The organism is Rhizobium sp. NXC14 (genome assembly GCF_002117485.1).
Classification (GTDB): domain Bacteria; phylum Pseudomonadota; class Alphaproteobacteria; order Rhizobiales; family Rhizobiaceae; genus Rhizobium.
Genome location: NZ_CP021030.1, coordinates 4,151,063 through 4,166,602 on the forward strand (window position 1 = coordinate 4,151,063; position 15,540 = coordinate 4,166,602).

At 61.3% G+C, this 15,540-nt stretch carries 15 protein-coding genes and 1 tRNA gene; 6 read left to right on the forward strand and 10 right to left on the reverse strand.

Annotation, left to right across the window (positions count from 1 at the left end):
• Positions 1 to 10: 10 nt before the first annotated feature.
• Positions 11 to 87 (forward strand) — tRNA-Arg (locus tag NXC14_RS20280).
• A gap of 90 nt (positions 88 to 177) precedes the next feature.
• On the opposite strand, the gene NXC14_RS20285 is transcribed toward NXC14_RS20280, so the two are convergent.
• A complete protein-coding gene (locus NXC14_RS20285) occupies positions 178 to 702 on the reverse strand; it encodes a DUF2937 family protein (RefSeq protein ID WP_085779660.1) in 525 nt (174 codons plus the stop codon).
• 146 nt (positions 703 to 848) lie between these two features.
• Here NXC14_RS20285 and NXC14_RS20290 point away from each other — a divergent pair, with 146 nt between their 5' ends.
• Both NXC14_RS20290 and NXC14_RS33075 read left to right on the forward strand, forming a co-directional pair.
• Positions 849 to 1,130 carry a hypothetical protein gene (locus tag NXC14_RS20290; protein WP_085779661.1) on the forward strand — a complete coding sequence of 94 codons (282 nt, stop codon included), beginning with the start codon at positions 849 to 851 and terminating at the stop codon, positions 1,128 to 1,130.
• A 101-nt stretch (positions 1,131 to 1,231) separates the two neighbouring features.
• Positions 1,232 to 1,384, forward strand: coding sequence for a hypothetical protein (locus NXC14_RS33075; RefSeq protein WP_176536406.1), 153 nt, complete (start codon positions 1,232 to 1,234; stop codon positions 1,382 to 1,384).
• Positions 1,385 to 1,441: 57 nt separating this feature from the next.
• Here the strand turns inward: NXC14_RS33075 and NXC14_RS20300 are convergent, their stop codons facing one another.
• Together NXC14_RS20300 and NXC14_RS20305 are read right to left on the reverse strand one after the other, a co-directional pair.
• Entirely contained in the window at positions 1,442 to 1,732 is a 291-nt protein-coding gene (locus NXC14_RS20300) for a BON domain-containing protein (RefSeq protein WP_085779663.1), read from the reverse strand.
• Positions 1,733 to 1,792: 60 nt separating this feature from the next.
• The gene (locus NXC14_RS20305; RefSeq protein WP_085779664.1) at positions 1,793 to 2,443 is read right to left on the reverse strand and encodes a hypothetical protein; all 651 of its coding nucleotides are present in this window, start codon (positions 2,441 to 2,443) and stop codon (positions 1,793 to 1,795) included.
• A gap of 378 nt (positions 2,444 to 2,821) precedes the next feature.
• Between NXC14_RS20305 and dxr the strand changes: the two genes are divergently transcribed.
• The gene (dxr, locus tag NXC14_RS20310) at positions 2,822 to 4,012 is read left to right on the forward strand and encodes a 1-deoxy-D-xylulose-5-phosphate reductoisomerase (RefSeq protein ID WP_085779665.1); all 1,191 of its coding nucleotides are present in this window, start codon (positions 2,822 to 2,824) and stop codon (positions 4,010 to 4,012) included.
• A gap of 12 nt (positions 4,013 to 4,024) precedes the next feature.
• Here the strand turns inward: dxr and ugpC are convergent, their stop codons facing one another.
• The 7 genes from ugpC to hemA form a co-directional block, all read right to left on the reverse strand.
• Positions 4,025 to 5,098 carry a sn-glycerol-3-phosphate ABC transporter ATP-binding protein UgpC gene (gene ugpC, locus NXC14_RS20315; protein WP_198175477.1) on the reverse strand — a complete coding sequence of 358 codons (1,074 nt, stop codon included), beginning with the start codon at positions 5,096 to 5,098 and terminating at the stop codon, positions 4,025 to 4,027.
• 23 nt (positions 5,099 to 5,121) lie between these two features.
• Positions 5,122 to 7,044 (reverse strand): glycoside hydrolase family 127 protein, encoded by a 1,923-nt coding sequence (locus NXC14_RS20320; protein WP_085780216.1) that lies wholly within the window; start codon positions 7,042 to 7,044, stop codon positions 5,122 to 5,124.
• Between the two features lie 127 nt (positions 7,045 to 7,171).
• Complete coding sequence (locus tag NXC14_RS20325) at positions 7,172 to 8,035, reverse strand: carbohydrate ABC transporter permease (protein WP_085779667.1); 864 nt, start codon at positions 8,033 to 8,035, stop codon at positions 7,172 to 7,174.
• Positions 8,032 to 8,949 carry a sugar ABC transporter permease gene (locus tag NXC14_RS20330; RefSeq protein ID WP_085779668.1) on the reverse strand — a complete coding sequence of 306 codons (918 nt, stop codon included), beginning with the start codon at positions 8,947 to 8,949 and terminating at the stop codon, positions 8,032 to 8,034. Before NXC14_RS20330 ends, NXC14_RS20325 begins: the two co-directional genes overlap by 4 nt.
• A 73-nt stretch (positions 8,950 to 9,022) precedes the next feature.
• A complete protein-coding gene (locus NXC14_RS20335) occupies positions 9,023 to 10,261 on the reverse strand; it encodes a sugar ABC transporter substrate-binding protein (RefSeq protein WP_085779669.1) in 1,239 nt (412 codons plus the stop codon).
• A 54-nt stretch (positions 10,262 to 10,315) separates the two neighbouring features.
• On the reverse strand, positions 10,316 to 11,380 hold the full coding sequence (locus tag NXC14_RS20340; protein ID WP_245362110.1) for a LacI family DNA-binding transcriptional regulator: 1,065 nt from the start codon (positions 11,378 to 11,380) through the stop codon (positions 10,316 to 10,318).
• 252 nt (positions 11,381 to 11,632) lie between these two features.
• A complete protein-coding gene (gene hemA, locus NXC14_RS20345) occupies positions 11,633 to 12,847 on the reverse strand; it encodes a 5-aminolevulinate synthase (RefSeq protein WP_085780218.1) in 1,215 nt (404 codons plus the stop codon).
• Positions 12,848 to 13,170: 323 nt separating this feature from the next.
• Here hemA and NXC14_RS20350 point away from each other — a divergent pair, with 323 nt between their 5' ends.
• On the forward strand, positions 13,171 to 13,428 hold the full coding sequence (locus NXC14_RS20350) for a YMGG-like glycine zipper-containing protein (RefSeq protein ID WP_004679653.1): 258 nt from the start codon (positions 13,171 to 13,173) through the stop codon (positions 13,426 to 13,428).
• Between the two features lie 166 nt (positions 13,429 to 13,594).
• Positions 13,595 to 15,523, forward strand: coding sequence for an autotransporter assembly complex family protein (locus NXC14_RS20355; protein ID WP_198175478.1), 1,929 nt, complete (start codon positions 13,595 to 13,597; stop codon positions 15,521 to 15,523).
• The last annotated feature ends 17 nt before the right edge of the window (positions 15,524 to 15,540 follow it).

Consider the following 15,540-nt stretch of genomic DNA (forward strand, 5'->3'; position numbering starts at 1 on the left):
GCATCCAAGTGGTCCCGTAGCTCAGCAGGATAGAGCATCAGATTCCTAATCTGGGGGTCGCGCGTTCGAATCGCGCCGGGATCACCATTCTCAAACGCTGAGCCATATGGCCACTGCGAGAATGGGTGGAATGACTGATCTCGTCTTGTAGATCGCCGCTGAAGGATTTGCCTCGTTTCAAGCTCGCGGTACCTGACGATAGGCTCCTCGTCTTCTTATGATCCGCCGTGCCCCTAGTCCCAGCAACGCCGCCACAACCGATCCGCCGACAAAACCGATTGCGCCCCAGAAGAGGCCGGCAAAGCTCATAGGCACCCCAGGCACGAAATCGCGCCAGGTATTGGCGAAAACCACATCATCCGCATTCCTTAGCAGCACGAAGGGCTTGGCGACGGGGGCCGCGGCGCCGAGTTTCAATTGCTGCGACTGCAGCCTTTCATAACGAGTAATCGTGCTCTGCATCGAGACGCCGCGGTCGCGCAGGAAATCATCGGAAGATTGGGCATAGGCGTTCAGCGCCTGCTCGCGGTCGAGCTGATGCTGGGCGGCTTGGCGGTTGAAGTCCTCGACGATGACACGCAGCTCATCGATCGCGCCGCCGATCCGCTGGCGATATTGCTGCGCAAATTCAGGCGCTTGCGAAAAGACCGTGCCGCCGGCAAGTCCGGCGACAAGGGCGATGATCCTTGCAATCTGTCCCACGACCGTGGTCTCCGGCTGTTTCCTGCGCTAACGATCCGCGGCCGCAAAGGTTTCTACCTTCGACACAATCGGTAACGCTATGTGATTGAACCGGCGGCGCTTCCGGCGAGTTGAGACTATGACCAACTCAGAAAGAGAGGCTCGTCATGAAACAGTTCATTCTTGCTTGCACGCTCGCTGCAGCGTCCGTCCTTTCCGCCATGCCGTCCCAGGCGGCAAGCGTGACTATCACCACCGATAACCCGCGTCCTTATTATGGAGATTTGGAGCGTCCTTATTATCGCGATTCGGAGCGCCCTTATTATCGCCACCGGCCCTACTACCGCCATCACATGATGCGCCGCGTCTCCGATGATTGCTTCACCAAGACGGAAAGAATCCGCCGTCACGGTCATACGATCATCAAGGAGACCCGGATCTGCCGATAAGGCGGTCCATGCATGAAAAGCCCGGTCGCTCCTCCCCGGCCGGGCTCTTCAGGAACTTCGCAACATCGGCTGCGTTTATCGCGAAAAAGGGAGAACTCATCATGCGTATCAAGATGACTCTTTTGGCAATCGCCTATGTCGCCGTCAGCGCTCTGCTGCTCGCCATCGCGTATCAGCCGCAGGGGTCGGTGGCCACAGCGAAGACCGATCGCCTGGAAGGCGCGTCCTTCCTCGTCGAGCGCTTCGCCGGTTGATCAGCCGAGCGCCGGCGTAGAGGCCGGCGCTCGCAAGCGGGACGCGTTTCGCTAATATCAATGTGGGTAGCCGACGGCAGACCCGCTGAGCAGGATTCGGTTCTGCACCGCGGTCACGCCCTCGACCGCCCGGGCGACGGCGGTTGCCCGTTCGATTTCCCCGACCGTACCGACGGTGCCTGTCAACACGACCTGATCTTCCTCCATCGTCACTTCCACATCCGATGCATCGATGCCGCCGGCAATTGCCAATGCATTGGCGACGGCGGCCTCGAGAGATGCGCGATTGGCGATCTCCGCTTCCACTTCGGGCGCAAGCCCGTGAAATGTCGGCTCTTTGAAAACCATATTCCGTTCCTCCGAAAGATCTCAAGAAGAAACGCCATCGGCCTGGTTTGGTTTCCTGCGTTACCAGCTGACGCGATAGCGGAGATTGACGCTGCTCGCCTCATCAGGCGAGAACGGATTGCTGACCGAGGCATCGAGGTTGAGGTTCGGCAGGATCGCCTGGTCGACGGCCACCGTGCTCGAGAAGTCGCCGCTGGCATTGCTGACCCCGGCGCCTGCCGAAAGCGAGGTTCCCGTCCAGGGATGGATCAACTTCAGCGCCTGTGACGCCGTCACCGAAGTCTCCCTGGCATCGACTGGATCGTAACGGACGCTCAGGGAGCGGCTTGATTGCATGTCGAGCGAATCCGACAGGATCCAGTTGCGCGAGCGGCTGAGCGTCAGAGCGCCGCTGCCGCGCAGCGTATCGACGCTGACCCTGGCGCCCTGCTGCGATTGGCCTGCCGGCGTAACGCTCGTCTTGCTGATCCTGCCCCAGAGCATGGCCTGTTCGGAATCGGGTAGCGGCGCGCCGCCTTTTGTCGCTGCCAATGCGAGATCGGCGCCGGCGCTCGTCTCCCATTCCGCCGGCAGACGAAAACCCATCGTTGCCTTGTATGATCGATCCGAGACTTTGGCAGGCGACCAGATCAACAGGTCGTCCGCCTTTGCGGTCGCGGTCAGCGAAAGCACGATGGCGAAAAGAATGATGGCTATTCTGAATATCGTCATGTGTTCCGATCGTTTTGACCTGACACGTGCTGGCTCATCGAATGGGACGATACCGCACCAAAGTGCCGGCAGCGAACGCGGACAGGCAGCACGGCCAAGCCGTTCATCCCGATGTCATCCTCGATTTAGTGTTTGGCCGAAAAGGCCGAGGGCAGCCAAGTGCCCTTTTTCAATGGCCGCCGCAGCGCCCCGGTTGCCCATGCGCCGACGAGCGGCGGCAGGGGAATCACATCCCTTCAGGAATGCCATAAGGATCACACCCCGCCGCCGCTCTGTAAACCCCCGAGGAGCTGAAATCTGCTGCACCGCACACTTGCCGCACCCTCCAAACCCTAGTAGAGCCTGAGCCTACGAGAGACATTTTTCGCGAAATTCCAAATGATGACCGGCAAAACCGCGCCGCGGCGCCTCAGCATCTTCGGCTCGACCGGGTCGATCGGCCGCAATACCCTCAATGTCGTCGAACATCTGGGCGGGCGGGAGAACTTCGAAATTTCCGTTCTGACAGGCAACGGCAATGTCCAGCTGCTCGCCCGGCAGGCCAGATCCTTCGGCGCGCGGCTGGCGGTGACGGCAAACGACCGGCATTATGAAGCGCTGAAGGGCGAACTTTTCGGCAGCGGCATCGCGGTCGCGTCGGGGAAATCCGGCCTGATGGAAGCGGCCGACCGCGAAGCCGACTGGGTGATGGCGGCAATCGTTGGCACGGCGGGTCTGGCGCCGACGCTTGCCGCTGCGCGCCGTGGCGCTGATATCGCCCTTGCCAACAAGGAATGTCTGGTCTCGGCCGGCGATCTCTTCATCGGGGCGATCCGCGCCGGCGGCGGCAAGCTGCTTCCCGTCGACAGCGAGCACAATGCGATTTTCCAGGTGCTGGAAGAAAACCAGCGCCATGCCGTCGAGCGTGTCATCCTGACCGCCTCGGGCGGTCCCTTCCGTACCGCCTCGTTGAAGGAGATGGCCGATGTGACGGTGGAAACCGCACGCGCCCATCCGAACTGGTCGATGGGCTTGAAGATCTCGATCGACAGCGCCTCGATGTTCAACAAGGCGCTGGAAATGATCGAAGCCCGCCATCTTTTCGGACTGAGGCCCGAGCAGATCGAGGTGATCTTCCATCCGCAGTCGATCATCCATTCCATGGTGGGTTATACCGACGGTTCGGTGCTGGCGCAGCTCGGCGCGCCTGATATGCGCACCGCCATCGGTTACGCGCTGTCCTTTCCGCGCCGGCCGAACCTGCCGGTCGAGCGGCTGGATTTCGCCAAGCTCGCGAGGCTGGATTTCGAGGCGCCGGATGAGGTGCGGTTTCCCGCCTTGCGGCTGGCGCGCCTTGCGATGACGCGCGGCGGCGTTCAGGGCGCGGTGCTGAACGGCGCCAAGGAAGTGGCGCTCGAGGCCTTCATCGAGGGGCGCCTCTCCTTCCTCGCCATGGCCGAGGTCACCGAGACGATCATGGATGACCTGGCCCACCTGCCGCCGGCTGCCGGCATGGACGATGTCTTCAACGCCGACCGGCAAGCCCGGCAGCGCGCGGCAGCGCTGCTGAAGCTTGATCTCGTCGGTTGAGAGCTCGGTCGGCTAGCGCAGCCGATTGCCGTGCTCGTCGAACAATCGGCAATTCGAAGGCTCGAACTGCAGGCTGACCTCTTCGCCGACCGCAATGCTGGTCGGCGACCGGTGCTCGACGGTGAGCGACTGACCATCGCCTAGCTGGCAATAGAGATACTGCGTTCCTCCGAGATACTCCGAAAAATCGACCCTTGCCCTCAGGCTGCCATTGAGCTCGGGCGCCACTTTCAGATGCTCCGGCCGCAGACCGAGCGTCACGGCCGCACCGGCCAGCCTGTCTTTCGCCAGCAGGCCGCTTTCGACGCCCCCGCCGGCGATATCGACCAGGCCGCCTTCGCCCCATCGGGCGTTCAGGAGATTCATCCTCGGCGAGCCGATGAAACCCGCCACGAACGTATTCGACGGATTCTCGTAGATTTCCCGCGGTGTTCCGGCCTGCTCGACGCGGCCGTCGCGCAGCACGACGATCTTGTCGGCGAGCGTCATCGCCTCGGTCTGATCATGCGTGACATAGATCATCGTATTGCCGAGTTCGCGATGAAGGCGGGCGATCTCAATGCGCATGGACACACGCAGCTCCGCATCGAGATTGGACAGCGGTTCGTCGAACAGGAAAACATCGGGCTCGCGCACGATCGCCCGGCCGATCGCCACGCGCTGGCGTTGGCCGCCGGAAAGCTGGCCGGGGCGCCGGTCGAGCAAATGGTCGATCTTCAGGATCGCCGAGGCTGCCTTGACGCGCTTCTCGATCTCCGCACCCTTCGTACGCGCCATCTTCAGGCCGAAGGCCAGGTTGTCGCGCACGCTCATATGCGGATAGAGCGCGTAGGATTGGAAGACCATGGCGATGCCGCGCTCGGACGGATCGAGATCGGTGACAACACGTCCCTTGATCTCGATCTCGCCCTCGGTCACGTCCTCCAGGCCGGCGATCATGCGAAGCAACGTCGATTTTCCGCAGCCGGACGGACCGACGAAGACGACGAATTCGCCCTCCTCGATCGTCAGGTCGATGCCATGGACCACCTGCAGATTGCCATAGCTTTTTCGCACGTCCTGAAGGACGACGCTCTTGTTACCCATACCGTTCGTCATCCCCAAACGACCTACTTGTCCGCCTGGACCCAGACGAGCATCTCTCCGGGCGCGCGGTTGTCCCAGAGATGATAGGGCACGAAGCGTGCTGTGGCGACCCGCCTTTCGGCCGGCGCCTTGCGGTAGAGCGATGTGCCCCAATTCGATGTTTCCTCACGCTCGACCTTGAGATCGAGAGCGACGGCATCATTGAGGTCCTTCAGCACGACGGTTTCGGCGGCCGACAGGTCGCGGGGCAGAACGATGGTGTTGAGGTCCTCGCCATTGTCCGTTGTCTCAACGCAATAGACGAGCGGACCGCGCATCAAGGCGACGCGGCCGGCATCCTGGCGCACTTTCGGATTGGCATATTGCGGACGAAGCGCCAGCGGCAGGTAGAGGGCCACCTTATCATCATCGGCCCATTCGCGGTCGATCCTCGCATATCCGTCGCGGACATGGGCACCGAGGTCGAGCATCGCCCCGTTGACGCTGAGGGTTGCGCCCTCTGCCCAATCCGGAATGCGCAGCGACAGCGCGAACCGAGCCGGCTTTGCCAGCTTGACAGTGAAGGCGACCGCGCCGTCCCACGGATAATTGGTGCGCTGCTCCAACGCCAACTCGGCACCATTGGCAAGCTTCAGCCGGGCGGTGCTTTCGCCATAGAGATGGACGGCGATCTCATCATCGGCAACCGCATACATGTATGAGCCGATCGACGTCACCAGACGGGCGATGTTCGGCGGGCAGCAGGGGCAATGATGCCACTTCCAGCGGTGGTGCTTGCCCGCACTTTCGAGCGGATTGTCGTAGAAGAAGGTCTTGCCGTCTGTGGAAAGACCCGGCAGCGCGCCGTTATAAAGCGCCTGCTCCATGATATCGGCATAGCGCCGGTTCGGTCCGCGCCCGAGCATGCGGCTCGCCCAGAAGACCAGGCCGACGGAGGCGCAGGTTTCCGCATAGGCCGTGTCGTTGGGCAGATCGTAATAATCGGTGAAGCCTTCGTTGGAGGCGGCCGGGCCGATGCCGCCGGTGATGTACATCTGCTTGGTCGTCAGATCGTCCCAAAGCGTTTCCAGCGCCGCCGTCAGACTGTCGTCCTTGTATTCGGTGGCAATATCGGCCATGCCGGAATAGAGGTACATGGCGCGCACCGCATGGCCGACCACCTTCGTCTGTTCGCGCACCGGGAGGTGCGCCTGGCCATATTCATAGGTCTTCTGATGGAAGTCGGCAGCGCTCCGGCCGTCGCGAGCGGCCTCGGCCGTAAAGAAGTGCGGCTCGGTGCCGCGTTCGTCGATGAAGTATTTCGACAGGTCGAGATATTTCTTCTCGCCGGTCACCCGGGCGAGCTTGACCAATGCCAGCTCGATTTCCTCGTGGCCGCAATAGCCGGGAATCTGTCCCTCGCCATGGCCGAAAACCTTGATCATGTAATCGGCGTAGCGGCACATGATGTCGAGCAGCTTGCGCTTGCCGGTCGCCTGATAATAGGCGACCGCGGCTTCCATCAGATGGCCTGCACAATAAAGTTCGTGATGGTCGCGCAGATTGGTCCAGCGGCGGGATGGCTCGACGCGCTGGAACCAGGCGTTCAGATAGCCGTCCTTGTCCTGCATTCGCTCATACATGTCGATGATCTCATCGGCGCGCGCCTCGAGCTTCGGGTTCGGCCGGCGATAAAGCGAGTAGGCGATCGTCTCGATCGACTTGCCGAGATCGGAATCCCAGAACATCTGCGTCGTCCCGCCCCAGGGCTGAATGGGAATGACGACGCCCGGGCTCGGCTGGTTGACGTCGATCGCTTTCAACATCCCGGCCTCGACGCAGCGGTCGAGCAGGGTCTCGGCGGTGGAATTGCAGACGGCGTCCTGCCACTTGCCCCAGAAGCCGGCGAGCTCGACATCGGGAACGGCGACGGGACGAAACTGGCGGTCATTGCTTGACTTGGTCATGGGCTCTACCTTGAGCATGATGCCGAAAAGTGTGAGCGGTTTTCGGACGACATCATGCTCTAACTCTTTAATTTAGAACTGGATTCAGATTTTAGGCCGACGGCCTAAAATCATCCTGTTCTTGCGATCATTTCACCGCGCCGGCCATCAGCCCGCGCATGTAGTAGCGTTGCAGGAGCAGGAAGACGATCAGGCAGGGGATCGTCATGACGACGACACCGGCCTGCACCGCTCCCCAGTTGATGGCGCCGAGCCGTCCGGCGCGAACCGCCGTCATCAGTACCGGCAGGGTGTATTTCTCATTGCTGGAAAGCAGCACGAGCGCAGCGAGAAACTCGTTCCAGGCGTTGAGGAAGGCGAAGATCGCCACCGTCGCGACACCGGGCAGCACCAGCGGCAGCAGGACGCGCGCCAGCAGCCTCAGATCGCGCGCACCGTCGATGCGCGCTGCCTCTTCGATCTCCTTGGGCACGGCGTCGAAGGCATTGCGCATCATGAAAACGGAGAAGGGCAGTTGCAGCGTCACATAGACGAGCGTCAGCCCGAGCAGCGAATTGTTGAGGCCGAGTTTTGCCAGGATGATGAAGAGCGGCGTCAGGATCGACTGGAACGGGATCATCAGCGTAGCAATGATCAGCACGAACAGTGCATTCTTCATCGGGAAGCGATAACGCGAGAAGCCATAGCCGGCGAGCAGGCTGACAAGAACGGTCAGCACCACGGTGGCGACCGAAACGAACAGCGAATTGATCATGTGCCGCCAGATGCCGGCGCCGAACGTATCGAGCAGCGCATAGGCATCGAAGCTGATGCTGGATGTCGGCCACGGCGGCAAGGGCGGCAGGGTGGCCTCGGCACCCGGCCGGAAGGAAGCGAGCAGCGTGACCGCGAACGGCGCCAGAAAAAAGATCGAAATGGCGATGCCTGCCAGATGATAGGTCGACTTCGTGCGGATGGCCTTGCGGGCGCGGCGTTGCCTTGAGGTCGTCATGGACGCTCCTCCCCGACGCGCAGCAGCCAGAGCTGCACGATGCTGATGGCGACCAGAATGGCGAGGAGCGCAATCGAGAGGGCCGCGCCATAGCCGAGATTGAAGGAGACGAAGGACTGGCTGAAGATGTAATAGACCACCGAGATCATCTTGTTCTGCGGTCCACCGGCCGTCATGATATAGAACTGGTCGAAGGCGAGGATCGAGCCGGTAACCGAGACGATCAGGGCTAGCGCGATCGTCTTGCGCATCAGCGGCAGCGTCAGGTGCCGGAAGCGCTGCCAGCGGCCGGCGCCGTCGATGCGGGCCGCCTCCGTCAGCTCGGATGGAATGGCCTGCAGCCCGGTCAGCAGAATGATCATGGTGAAGCCGGCGATCTTCCAGACGACCATCACCACGACCGTCAGAAAGGCGGTGTCGAAGGTCGCAAGCAGGTTGGGGCTCTTTTCCAGAAGACCGAGTGCTTTCAGGGCTGGGCCGATGAAACCGCTATCGACATTGGCAAGCCAGACCCAGAGCAGCGAGGCTGTGGCAAGGCCGACCACAACAGGCAGGAAGATGATCGTGCGGTAGGCGCTGACGAACTGCCTTTCCTTTTCGACGAAGATCGCCAGCGGAAAGGCGACGGCGAAGATCGCGACAGTGACGATCACGGTGTAATAGGCGGTGAAATTCAGTGCCGCCATGAAACGGGTGTCGTTGAACATGCGGAAATAATTGTTGAAGCCGATCCAGCGCGACGCTCCCATCAGCGGCCAGTTGTGAAGGCTCATCCACCCCGTGAAGAGAACCGGCATGACGAAGAAGACGATGACCAGCGCCATCGCCGGCGCGATGTAGGCAAGGCCGTGCCAGTTGGATCTGCGCCGCCGCCGGCGCCGCGGCAATAGGGTCTCTGAACCGGAACCGGTCATCAAACGCTCCGCATCTGTCTATGGAAATTGGCCGGGAAGCTGCCACCGCTCCCCGGCCGCGGCCTTGGGAGAGTTATTGGCCGCTATCGATGATCGACTGCATTTCCGACTGGGCGCTCGAGAACGCGCCGTCGACATCGTCGCCGAAGATCGCCGCGTTGGTGAAGCTTGCCCATGGGCCGTTGGCGCTGTTGATCAGGTCGTTGAACTGCAGCGTATAGGGCGTCTTGGCGACGCTGATCGCCTTGAGGCCGACCTGCATGCGCGGATCGAGACCTTCCAGCACCTTACCGGCGATGTCGCCGCGGGTCGGCAGGCTGCCATATTTCGCCATCACCTTCTGGCCGTCCTCGGAATAGATATATTCGAGGAACTCCTTCACGGCGTCGATCTTCTTGGTGCCCTTGGTGATGACGAAGTTGTCGCCGCCGGCGAAGGAGGAAGGCTTCCCGTCGACCCCGGGAATGAGGGTCACACCGAAATTGATCTCGGGATGCTGGGTCACCAGCGTGCCGATCGCAAAGGCGCCGAGGCTCTGCTGGCCGATCTTGCCGTTGGTGAAGGTCAGGAAGTTCGTACCGTTGTCGCTGGCCGCACCCGCCGGCACGAGGTCCTTTTTGACCATGTTGCGGTAGATGTCGACGGCCTTGCGCATCTGAGGCGTATCGAGCGTCGCCGTCTTGCCGTCGGCCGACAGGATGTCGGCGCCCGCACCCCAGACGAGCGGCGTGAAGGTGAAGATCATGCAGCCACCGCAGCCGCCGCCGGAGAAATAGAAGCCGTAGGTGTCGTCACCGAGTGCCCGGATCTTCTCTGCATTGGCGGTGATTTCATCCCAGTTCGCCGGCGCCTTCTCCGGGTCGAGACCGGCCTTCTTGTAGAGATCCTTGTTCCAGGCGAAGACCGATGTCTCGACGGAGAGCGGCAGGCCGTAGATCTTGTCCTGATAGGTGCCGAGGCGGACATGCGACGGCGAAAGCGAGTTGAAATAGGGCAGCGACTTCGCCCAGTCCGTCAGATCCTCCAGCTGGCCCGCCGCGGCAAAGGCAGGATTGTAGATGAGGTCCATCGACAGCGCGTCGGGCGCCTGTCCGCCGGCGATTGCCGTCGCATATTTCTGCACCAGCTCGGAGAACGGCACTTCGGTCATTACGACCTTGTTCTCGTGGCTGGAATTATAGGCTTCGACGACCTTCTTGAAGGCGTCGCCGATCCCCGAGCGGACCCACATTTCGACGTTTTCGGCCGCCGATGCAGCCGACACCATGCACAAAGTAGCGATGCCGGTCGCAGCCAATAGACGCTTGATCATGACACTCCTCCCAATATGGCGCATCTCCTCGCGCCTTTGCTCATTTCCCTGATCTCATTCCTCGGGAGGCCTACCCCCGCATGACCGCCGGACAACGAGCCGGCAGGGCAATTTTCTCACTCCCGGCTCGACAGGCCGTCCTTCCGCAAGCGCCAGCACCGTCAATCCGGCCTGCCGCCCGAGTTCCTTCAGTTCCATATCTACGGTCGTCAGCGGCGGCCGCGTCTGGGCCGCGACAATCTCCCAATTGTCGAAGCCGATCACCGAAACGTCCTGCGGCACCTTGACGCCGCGCTCGCGCAGCGCATCCACCGCGCCACGGGCGATCTGGTCGTTGCCGCAGAAAAGCGCGTCCGGCTTTTCCCCCGGCCTCTTCCAAAGCTGTTCCACCGCTTCATGACCCCAGCTTTCCGACCAGACGCCGTAGAGCACCGGCTCGCGGTGGCCCGCCACCTGATGATAGGCCCCGGCCCGCTCCCGCACCGAAAAGAAGTCTTCCGGCCCGGTAATATGGGCAATCCGCCGCCGCCCGATCGTCACGAGCCATTCCACCGCCAATCTCGCACCCTGCTCGTCGTCCGAACGGAAAGTAACGCTGTTCGGCGTCCCCTCGGTGAAGGCATAGACGACAGGCACATGCAAATTCGACAAATCGACAGGCAGACGCTTGTCCAGCCGCTTGCCGGTTGCGATGATACCGTCGACCTGCTTGTCCAGCATCGCATCGACATGGATCTGGGCGAGTGCCGGATCATCTTCGATGGCGCACAGGAAAACCGAAACGCCATGATCGACGAGAGCGTCCGAAATACCCGCCATCACAGGCAGCGTGAAACGGCCGTAGGTGTCGTTCGTCAGCAGCCCGACGGTGAAGCTGCGCTTGCTGAGAAGACCTCTTGCCAGCGCATTCGGCCGATATCCGATTTCGCCGGCAATCCGCTTAACCCGCTCGCGGGTTTCTGCCCCCATCCGGCCGGTGTCGTTGAGCGCCTTCGACGCCGTCGAGATGCTCACGCCGGCGGCCGACGCGACCTCATGGATGGTGATCCTGCCTCTTTTTCCTCCCGATATGTTCAGGCCTTCCTCCTTCTCAAGTGGCTTGAGAAAAGCTTTTACCAATCTTTCTGTCAAGTGAGAAAAGGTTTTCTCATGTAGATCCAGAGACGGAACATCGAGGCAGGCAGCAGGAAGGAAGGCGGGGAAACGGCCAATGCGAATCCATGAGACGGGATTGCAATGCGTCATTCACGGGTAGTGCGCCAGCCCACCGCTGGACAATCTTGCCCGGCTAATGAATGTGGAACAAACAACCGCCGTCAGAACCCGATGGAGGTTCTGATTCGCGGAGCTAGAACCCAAGCGATCGCTAGATCAGGCGACGTGCCTTGCCAGCGCGCAACGCGACCAGAGCGAATGCAGGGCCTCGACGAGATGGGCGATATCGGCGTCGGAATGCAGCGGCGTCGGGGTGATGCGCAGCCGCTCGGTCTTCTTCGGCACGGTGGGATAGTTGATCGGCTGGACATAGACGCCGCAATTGTCGAGCAGCAGGTCGGAGATCCACTTGCACTTGGCGGCATCGCCGACCATCACCGGTACGATATGGCTGGGATTGTGCATATGCGGAATGCCGTTCTGGTCGAGCAGCGAGCGCAGCTTGCGCACCCGGTCCTGGTGGCGGGCGCGCTCGAATTGGCTGACCTTCAGATGCTGGATCGAGGCCACCGCACCGGCGGCGAGCGCCGGCGGCAGCGCCGTGGTGAAGATGAAGCCGGAGGCGAATGAGCGGATGAAATCGCAAAGGGCCATCGACGCGGCGATATAGCCGCCCATCACCCCGAAGGCCTTGCCGAGCGTGCCCTCGATCACCGTCAGCCGGTCCATCAGTCCCTCCCGCTCGGCAATGCCGCCGCCGCGCGGGCCGTACATGCCGACGCCATGGACTTCGTCGAGATAGGTCATTGCCCCGTATTTGTCGGCGAGATCGCAGATCTCCTTGATCGGGGCGATATCGCCGTCCATCGAATAGACGCTCTCGAAGGCGATCAGCTTCGGCGCCTTCGGATCGGCGGCTTTGAGCTTGGCTTCGAGATCGGCGACGTCGTTGTGCTTCCAGATCACCTTGTCGCACTTGGCGTAACGGATGCCCTCGATCATCGAGGCGTGGTTGAGCGCGTCGGAGAAGATGATCAGGCCGGGAATTTTGGCGCCGAGCGTACCGAGTGCGGCCCAGTTGGAGACATAGCCTGAGGTGAAGATCAGTGCTGATTCCTTGCCGTGCAGATCGGCAAGCTCACGCTCGAGCAGGACGTGGTAATGGTTGGTGCCAGAAATATTCCGGGTGCCTCCCGCACCCGCGCCACAGTGGTCGATGGCGGCCTTCATCGCCTCGATCACCTTCGGGTTCTGGCCCATGCCGAGATAGTCGTTGGAGCACCAGACCGTGACTTCCTTCTCGCCATCGGCCGTATGGCGCGTCGCACGCGGGAAGTTGCCGCGGTGACGCTCGAGATCGGCAAAAACGCGGTAGCGGCCCTCGGCATGAAGCCCGTCCAGCTCGTTTTTGAAAAATGCTTCGAAATCCATCATATGCTCCAGTATCGCGCGGCCGTTCTTGCCGACCGGACGTCCGCGCGTCAATGCTTACCCTTTGCTTTAACATCAACTGCGGCAAAAGGCCCAGATTTTTGAATGATTCCAGATAAAAAATACGCGCACAATCATCAATGAGTTTGATGGGCACAACGATGAAAATCGCGAAACCGCAGCCTCGGGCACGACGCCGGTCCTGCAAAATTATCGGATCACCGGTGGACAACCCTTTCTTCCGACATAGTTTTCCAGCTAGCCTGCCAAAAAAACAAAAGGGACGGCCTTTGCCCACTGGACAACAACCTCGGAGAGAAGAGATGAAAAAAGCTGTCATACTCGCATTGATCGGCCTGTCGATCGCAAGCTGCACGCCGACCCAGCAGGGCGCCGGTATCGGCGCTGCATCGGGCGCCGTCATCGGTGGCGCGGTCACCGGCAATGTCCGCGGCGCGGCCGTCGGGGCCGCCATCGGCGGCGTGTCAGGCGCTCTTATCGGCAGCGTCGCGGAACAGCCCGGCCAGTGCTACTATCGCGACCGCTATGGTCGCCGTTACATCGACGCTTGCCCGCGCTGAGAGCGCTGACAAGCGGCAAAACAGGAAATCCCGGACACACATCCGGGATTTTTTGTGCTGAATTAGTGCGTGGGCAATTTAAAATGGTACACCCTGCGCGATTTTGCCGCTAAGCTGTTCACGGCTGGGCAACGAAGCTTCATGTAGGCGTAACCAAAAGCAGCGGATGCGGATTAGAGGGACAAGTCCGAAAATAGGTTTTGCGTATCGGCGAACAGGCACCATGATGGTGGTCGCAGCGGCAGCTGCTTTCTCACCGGTCCTGATCGGCGATGCTTACGCCTTCAAGCTTTTCGGCATCACCATCTTCGGCAAGGAGGAGGACGAGAGCGAACAGGTGCCCGATCCGGTGCGCTATCAAGTCGACCTCAAGGCCGACACCGCCGATCCCGATCTTAAGGAAGCACTCGAAAACAGCTCCCGCCTCGTCAGGGACCAGAAACAGCCGGTCTCCGGCGATCTCGGCATCGTCGTCAAGGCGCGTGACGACCGCGAGCGGCTGATCGCCGCCTTGTACGAAAAGGCGCGCTATGGCGGCGTGGTGACGATCACCATCGATGGCAGAAACATCGACGACCTGCCCCCCAATCCGACCTTCGACCGCTCCGGGCCGATCCCCGTCACCGTCAATATAACACCCGGTCCCGTGTTCAGGGTCAGAGAGGTGCAGTTCGGCGGCGACGCCGCAGATCGCAATCCCGCCGATTACGACCTTGCCCCCGGCGCCGAGGCCGGCTCGCTCGCCATCATCAAGGCCGGCGACAAGATCGTCGAACAGTTGAAAAGTGAAGGCCGGCCCTTCGCCAAATTGACCGAACGCAAGGTCGTCGCCGATCACAGGAGCGATACGGTCGACATCGTGCTTGCTGCCGAAGGTGGGCCTGTCGCCCCGATCGGCGATGTCGGGGTCACCGGCGAAAAAACCGTGCGGCCCGGTTTCATCCAGCGTTATTCCCGGCTGAACAAAGGGGACGCCTATTCGCCGGAAAGGCTGAAGAAGGCCGGCGAGCGGCTTCGCGCCCTCGGCGTCTTTTCGAGCGTCACTATTCATCAGGGCGATGTGCTGGCGCCTGATGGTACGCTGCCGATGACGATCGAGGTTTCCGAAGGCAAGAGGCGTTATTTCGGCGTCGGCGCGCAATATTCCACCACCGACGGCCTCGGCATCCAGGGTTATTGGGGCCACCGCAACCTGTTCGGCGAGGCCGAGACGCTGAGGATCGAAGGCTCGGTCTCGCGGCTCGGCGAAACAACCGATGTCGGCAGCCTCGACTACTCCGCCGGCATCCTCTTCACCAAGCCCGGCGCCTTCTTCCCGGCCGCCACGCTGAAGGCCGGCATCGTCGCCAAGACCCAGAACCCGGACGCTTATAATGCGACGCTCGTCACCGCCTCGCTTGGCCTTTCCTATGAACTGACCGACAAGGACACGGTGTCGGCGAGCGGCGAAGTCAGCTGGGAGCGTGATGACGACGCCTTCGGCACCAATGACTATCTGACCATCGCCCTGCCGCTTCAATATGATCGTGACGCACGCGACGACAAGTTCAATCCGACCGAAGGCTATCGGGCGACAGCATTTGCAAAGCCCGGCTACGAGATCTTCAACGCCACACCCTACGCGGCATTCGAGGGCTCGATCTCCGGCTATCTGCCATTTGGCGCCGAGGACCGCCTCGTGCTTGCCGGCAAGATCGCGGCCGGCGTGCTGATCGGCGGCGGCGGGATCGAGGACATTCCTGCCACGCAGCGTTTTTTCGCCGGCGGCGGCGGTTCAGTGCGCGGATATAGCTATCAGGAGATTTCGCCCTACAATGACAATGGCGATGCCACCGGCGGCCGCTCCTATGTGACCGGGTCGTTGGAGGCCCGCTTCAAGATCACCGATACAATCGGCCTCGTGCCCTTCATCGATGTCGGCACCGTATCGGATAGCACCTTCCCGGGTTTTTCCGATATCCGCGCCGGCGCCGGCGCGGGAATACGATATGCCACACCTTTCGGGCCGTTGCGGCTTGATTTTGCCGTGCCGCTGAACAAGTACGAAGATGGCACAGATTATGGAATTTATGCCGGCATCGGCCAATCCTTCTAGGGTTGCGATTCCGGCTT

Coding starts and splice junctions, on each gene's coding strand:
- NXC14_RS20355 (WP_198175478.1), top strand. CDS start 13,595: ATGCGGATTAGAGGGACAAGTCCGAAAATAGGTTTTGCGTATCGGCGA.
- NXC14_RS20305 (WP_085779664.1), bottom strand. CDS start 2,443: ATGACGATATTCAGAATAGCCATCATTCTTTTCGCCATCGTGCTTTCG.
- NXC14_RS20290 (WP_085779661.1), top strand. CDS start 849: ATGAAACAGTTCATTCTTGCTTGCACGCTCGCTGCAGCGTCCGTCCTT.
- NXC14_RS33075 (WP_176536406.1), top strand. CDS start 1,232: ATGCGTATCAAGATGACTCTTTTGGCAATCGCCTATGTCGCCGTCAGC.
- dxr (WP_085779665.1), top strand. CDS start 2,822: ATGATGACCGGCAAAACCGCGCCGCGGCGCCTCAGCATCTTCGGCTCG.
- NXC14_RS20330 (WP_085779668.1), bottom strand. CDS start 8,949: ATGACCGGTTCCGGTTCAGAGACCCTATTGCCGCGGCGCCGGCGGCGG.
- NXC14_RS20350 (WP_004679653.1), top strand. CDS start 13,171: ATGAAAAAAGCTGTCATACTCGCATTGATCGGCCTGTCGATCGCAAGC.
- NXC14_RS20325 (WP_085779667.1), bottom strand. CDS start 8,035: ATGACGACCTCAAGGCAACGCCGCGCCCGCAAGGCCATCCGCACGAAG.
- NXC14_RS20335 (WP_085779669.1), bottom strand. CDS start 10,261: ATGATCAAGCGTCTATTGGCTGCGACCGGCATCGCTACTTTGTGCATG.
- ugpC (WP_198175477.1), bottom strand. CDS start 5,098: ATGGGTAACAAGAGCGTCGTCCTTCAGGACGTGCGAAAAAGCTATGGC.
- NXC14_RS20320 (WP_085780216.1), bottom strand. CDS start 7,044: ATGACCAAGTCAAGCAATGACCGCCAGTTTCGTCCCGTCGCCGTTCCC.
- NXC14_RS20300 (WP_085779663.1), bottom strand. CDS start 1,732: ATGGTTTTCAAAGAGCCGACATTTCACGGGCTTGCGCCCGAAGTGGAA.
- hemA (WP_085780218.1), bottom strand. CDS start 12,847: ATGGATTTCGAAGCATTTTTCAAAAACGAGCTGGACGGGCTTCATGCC.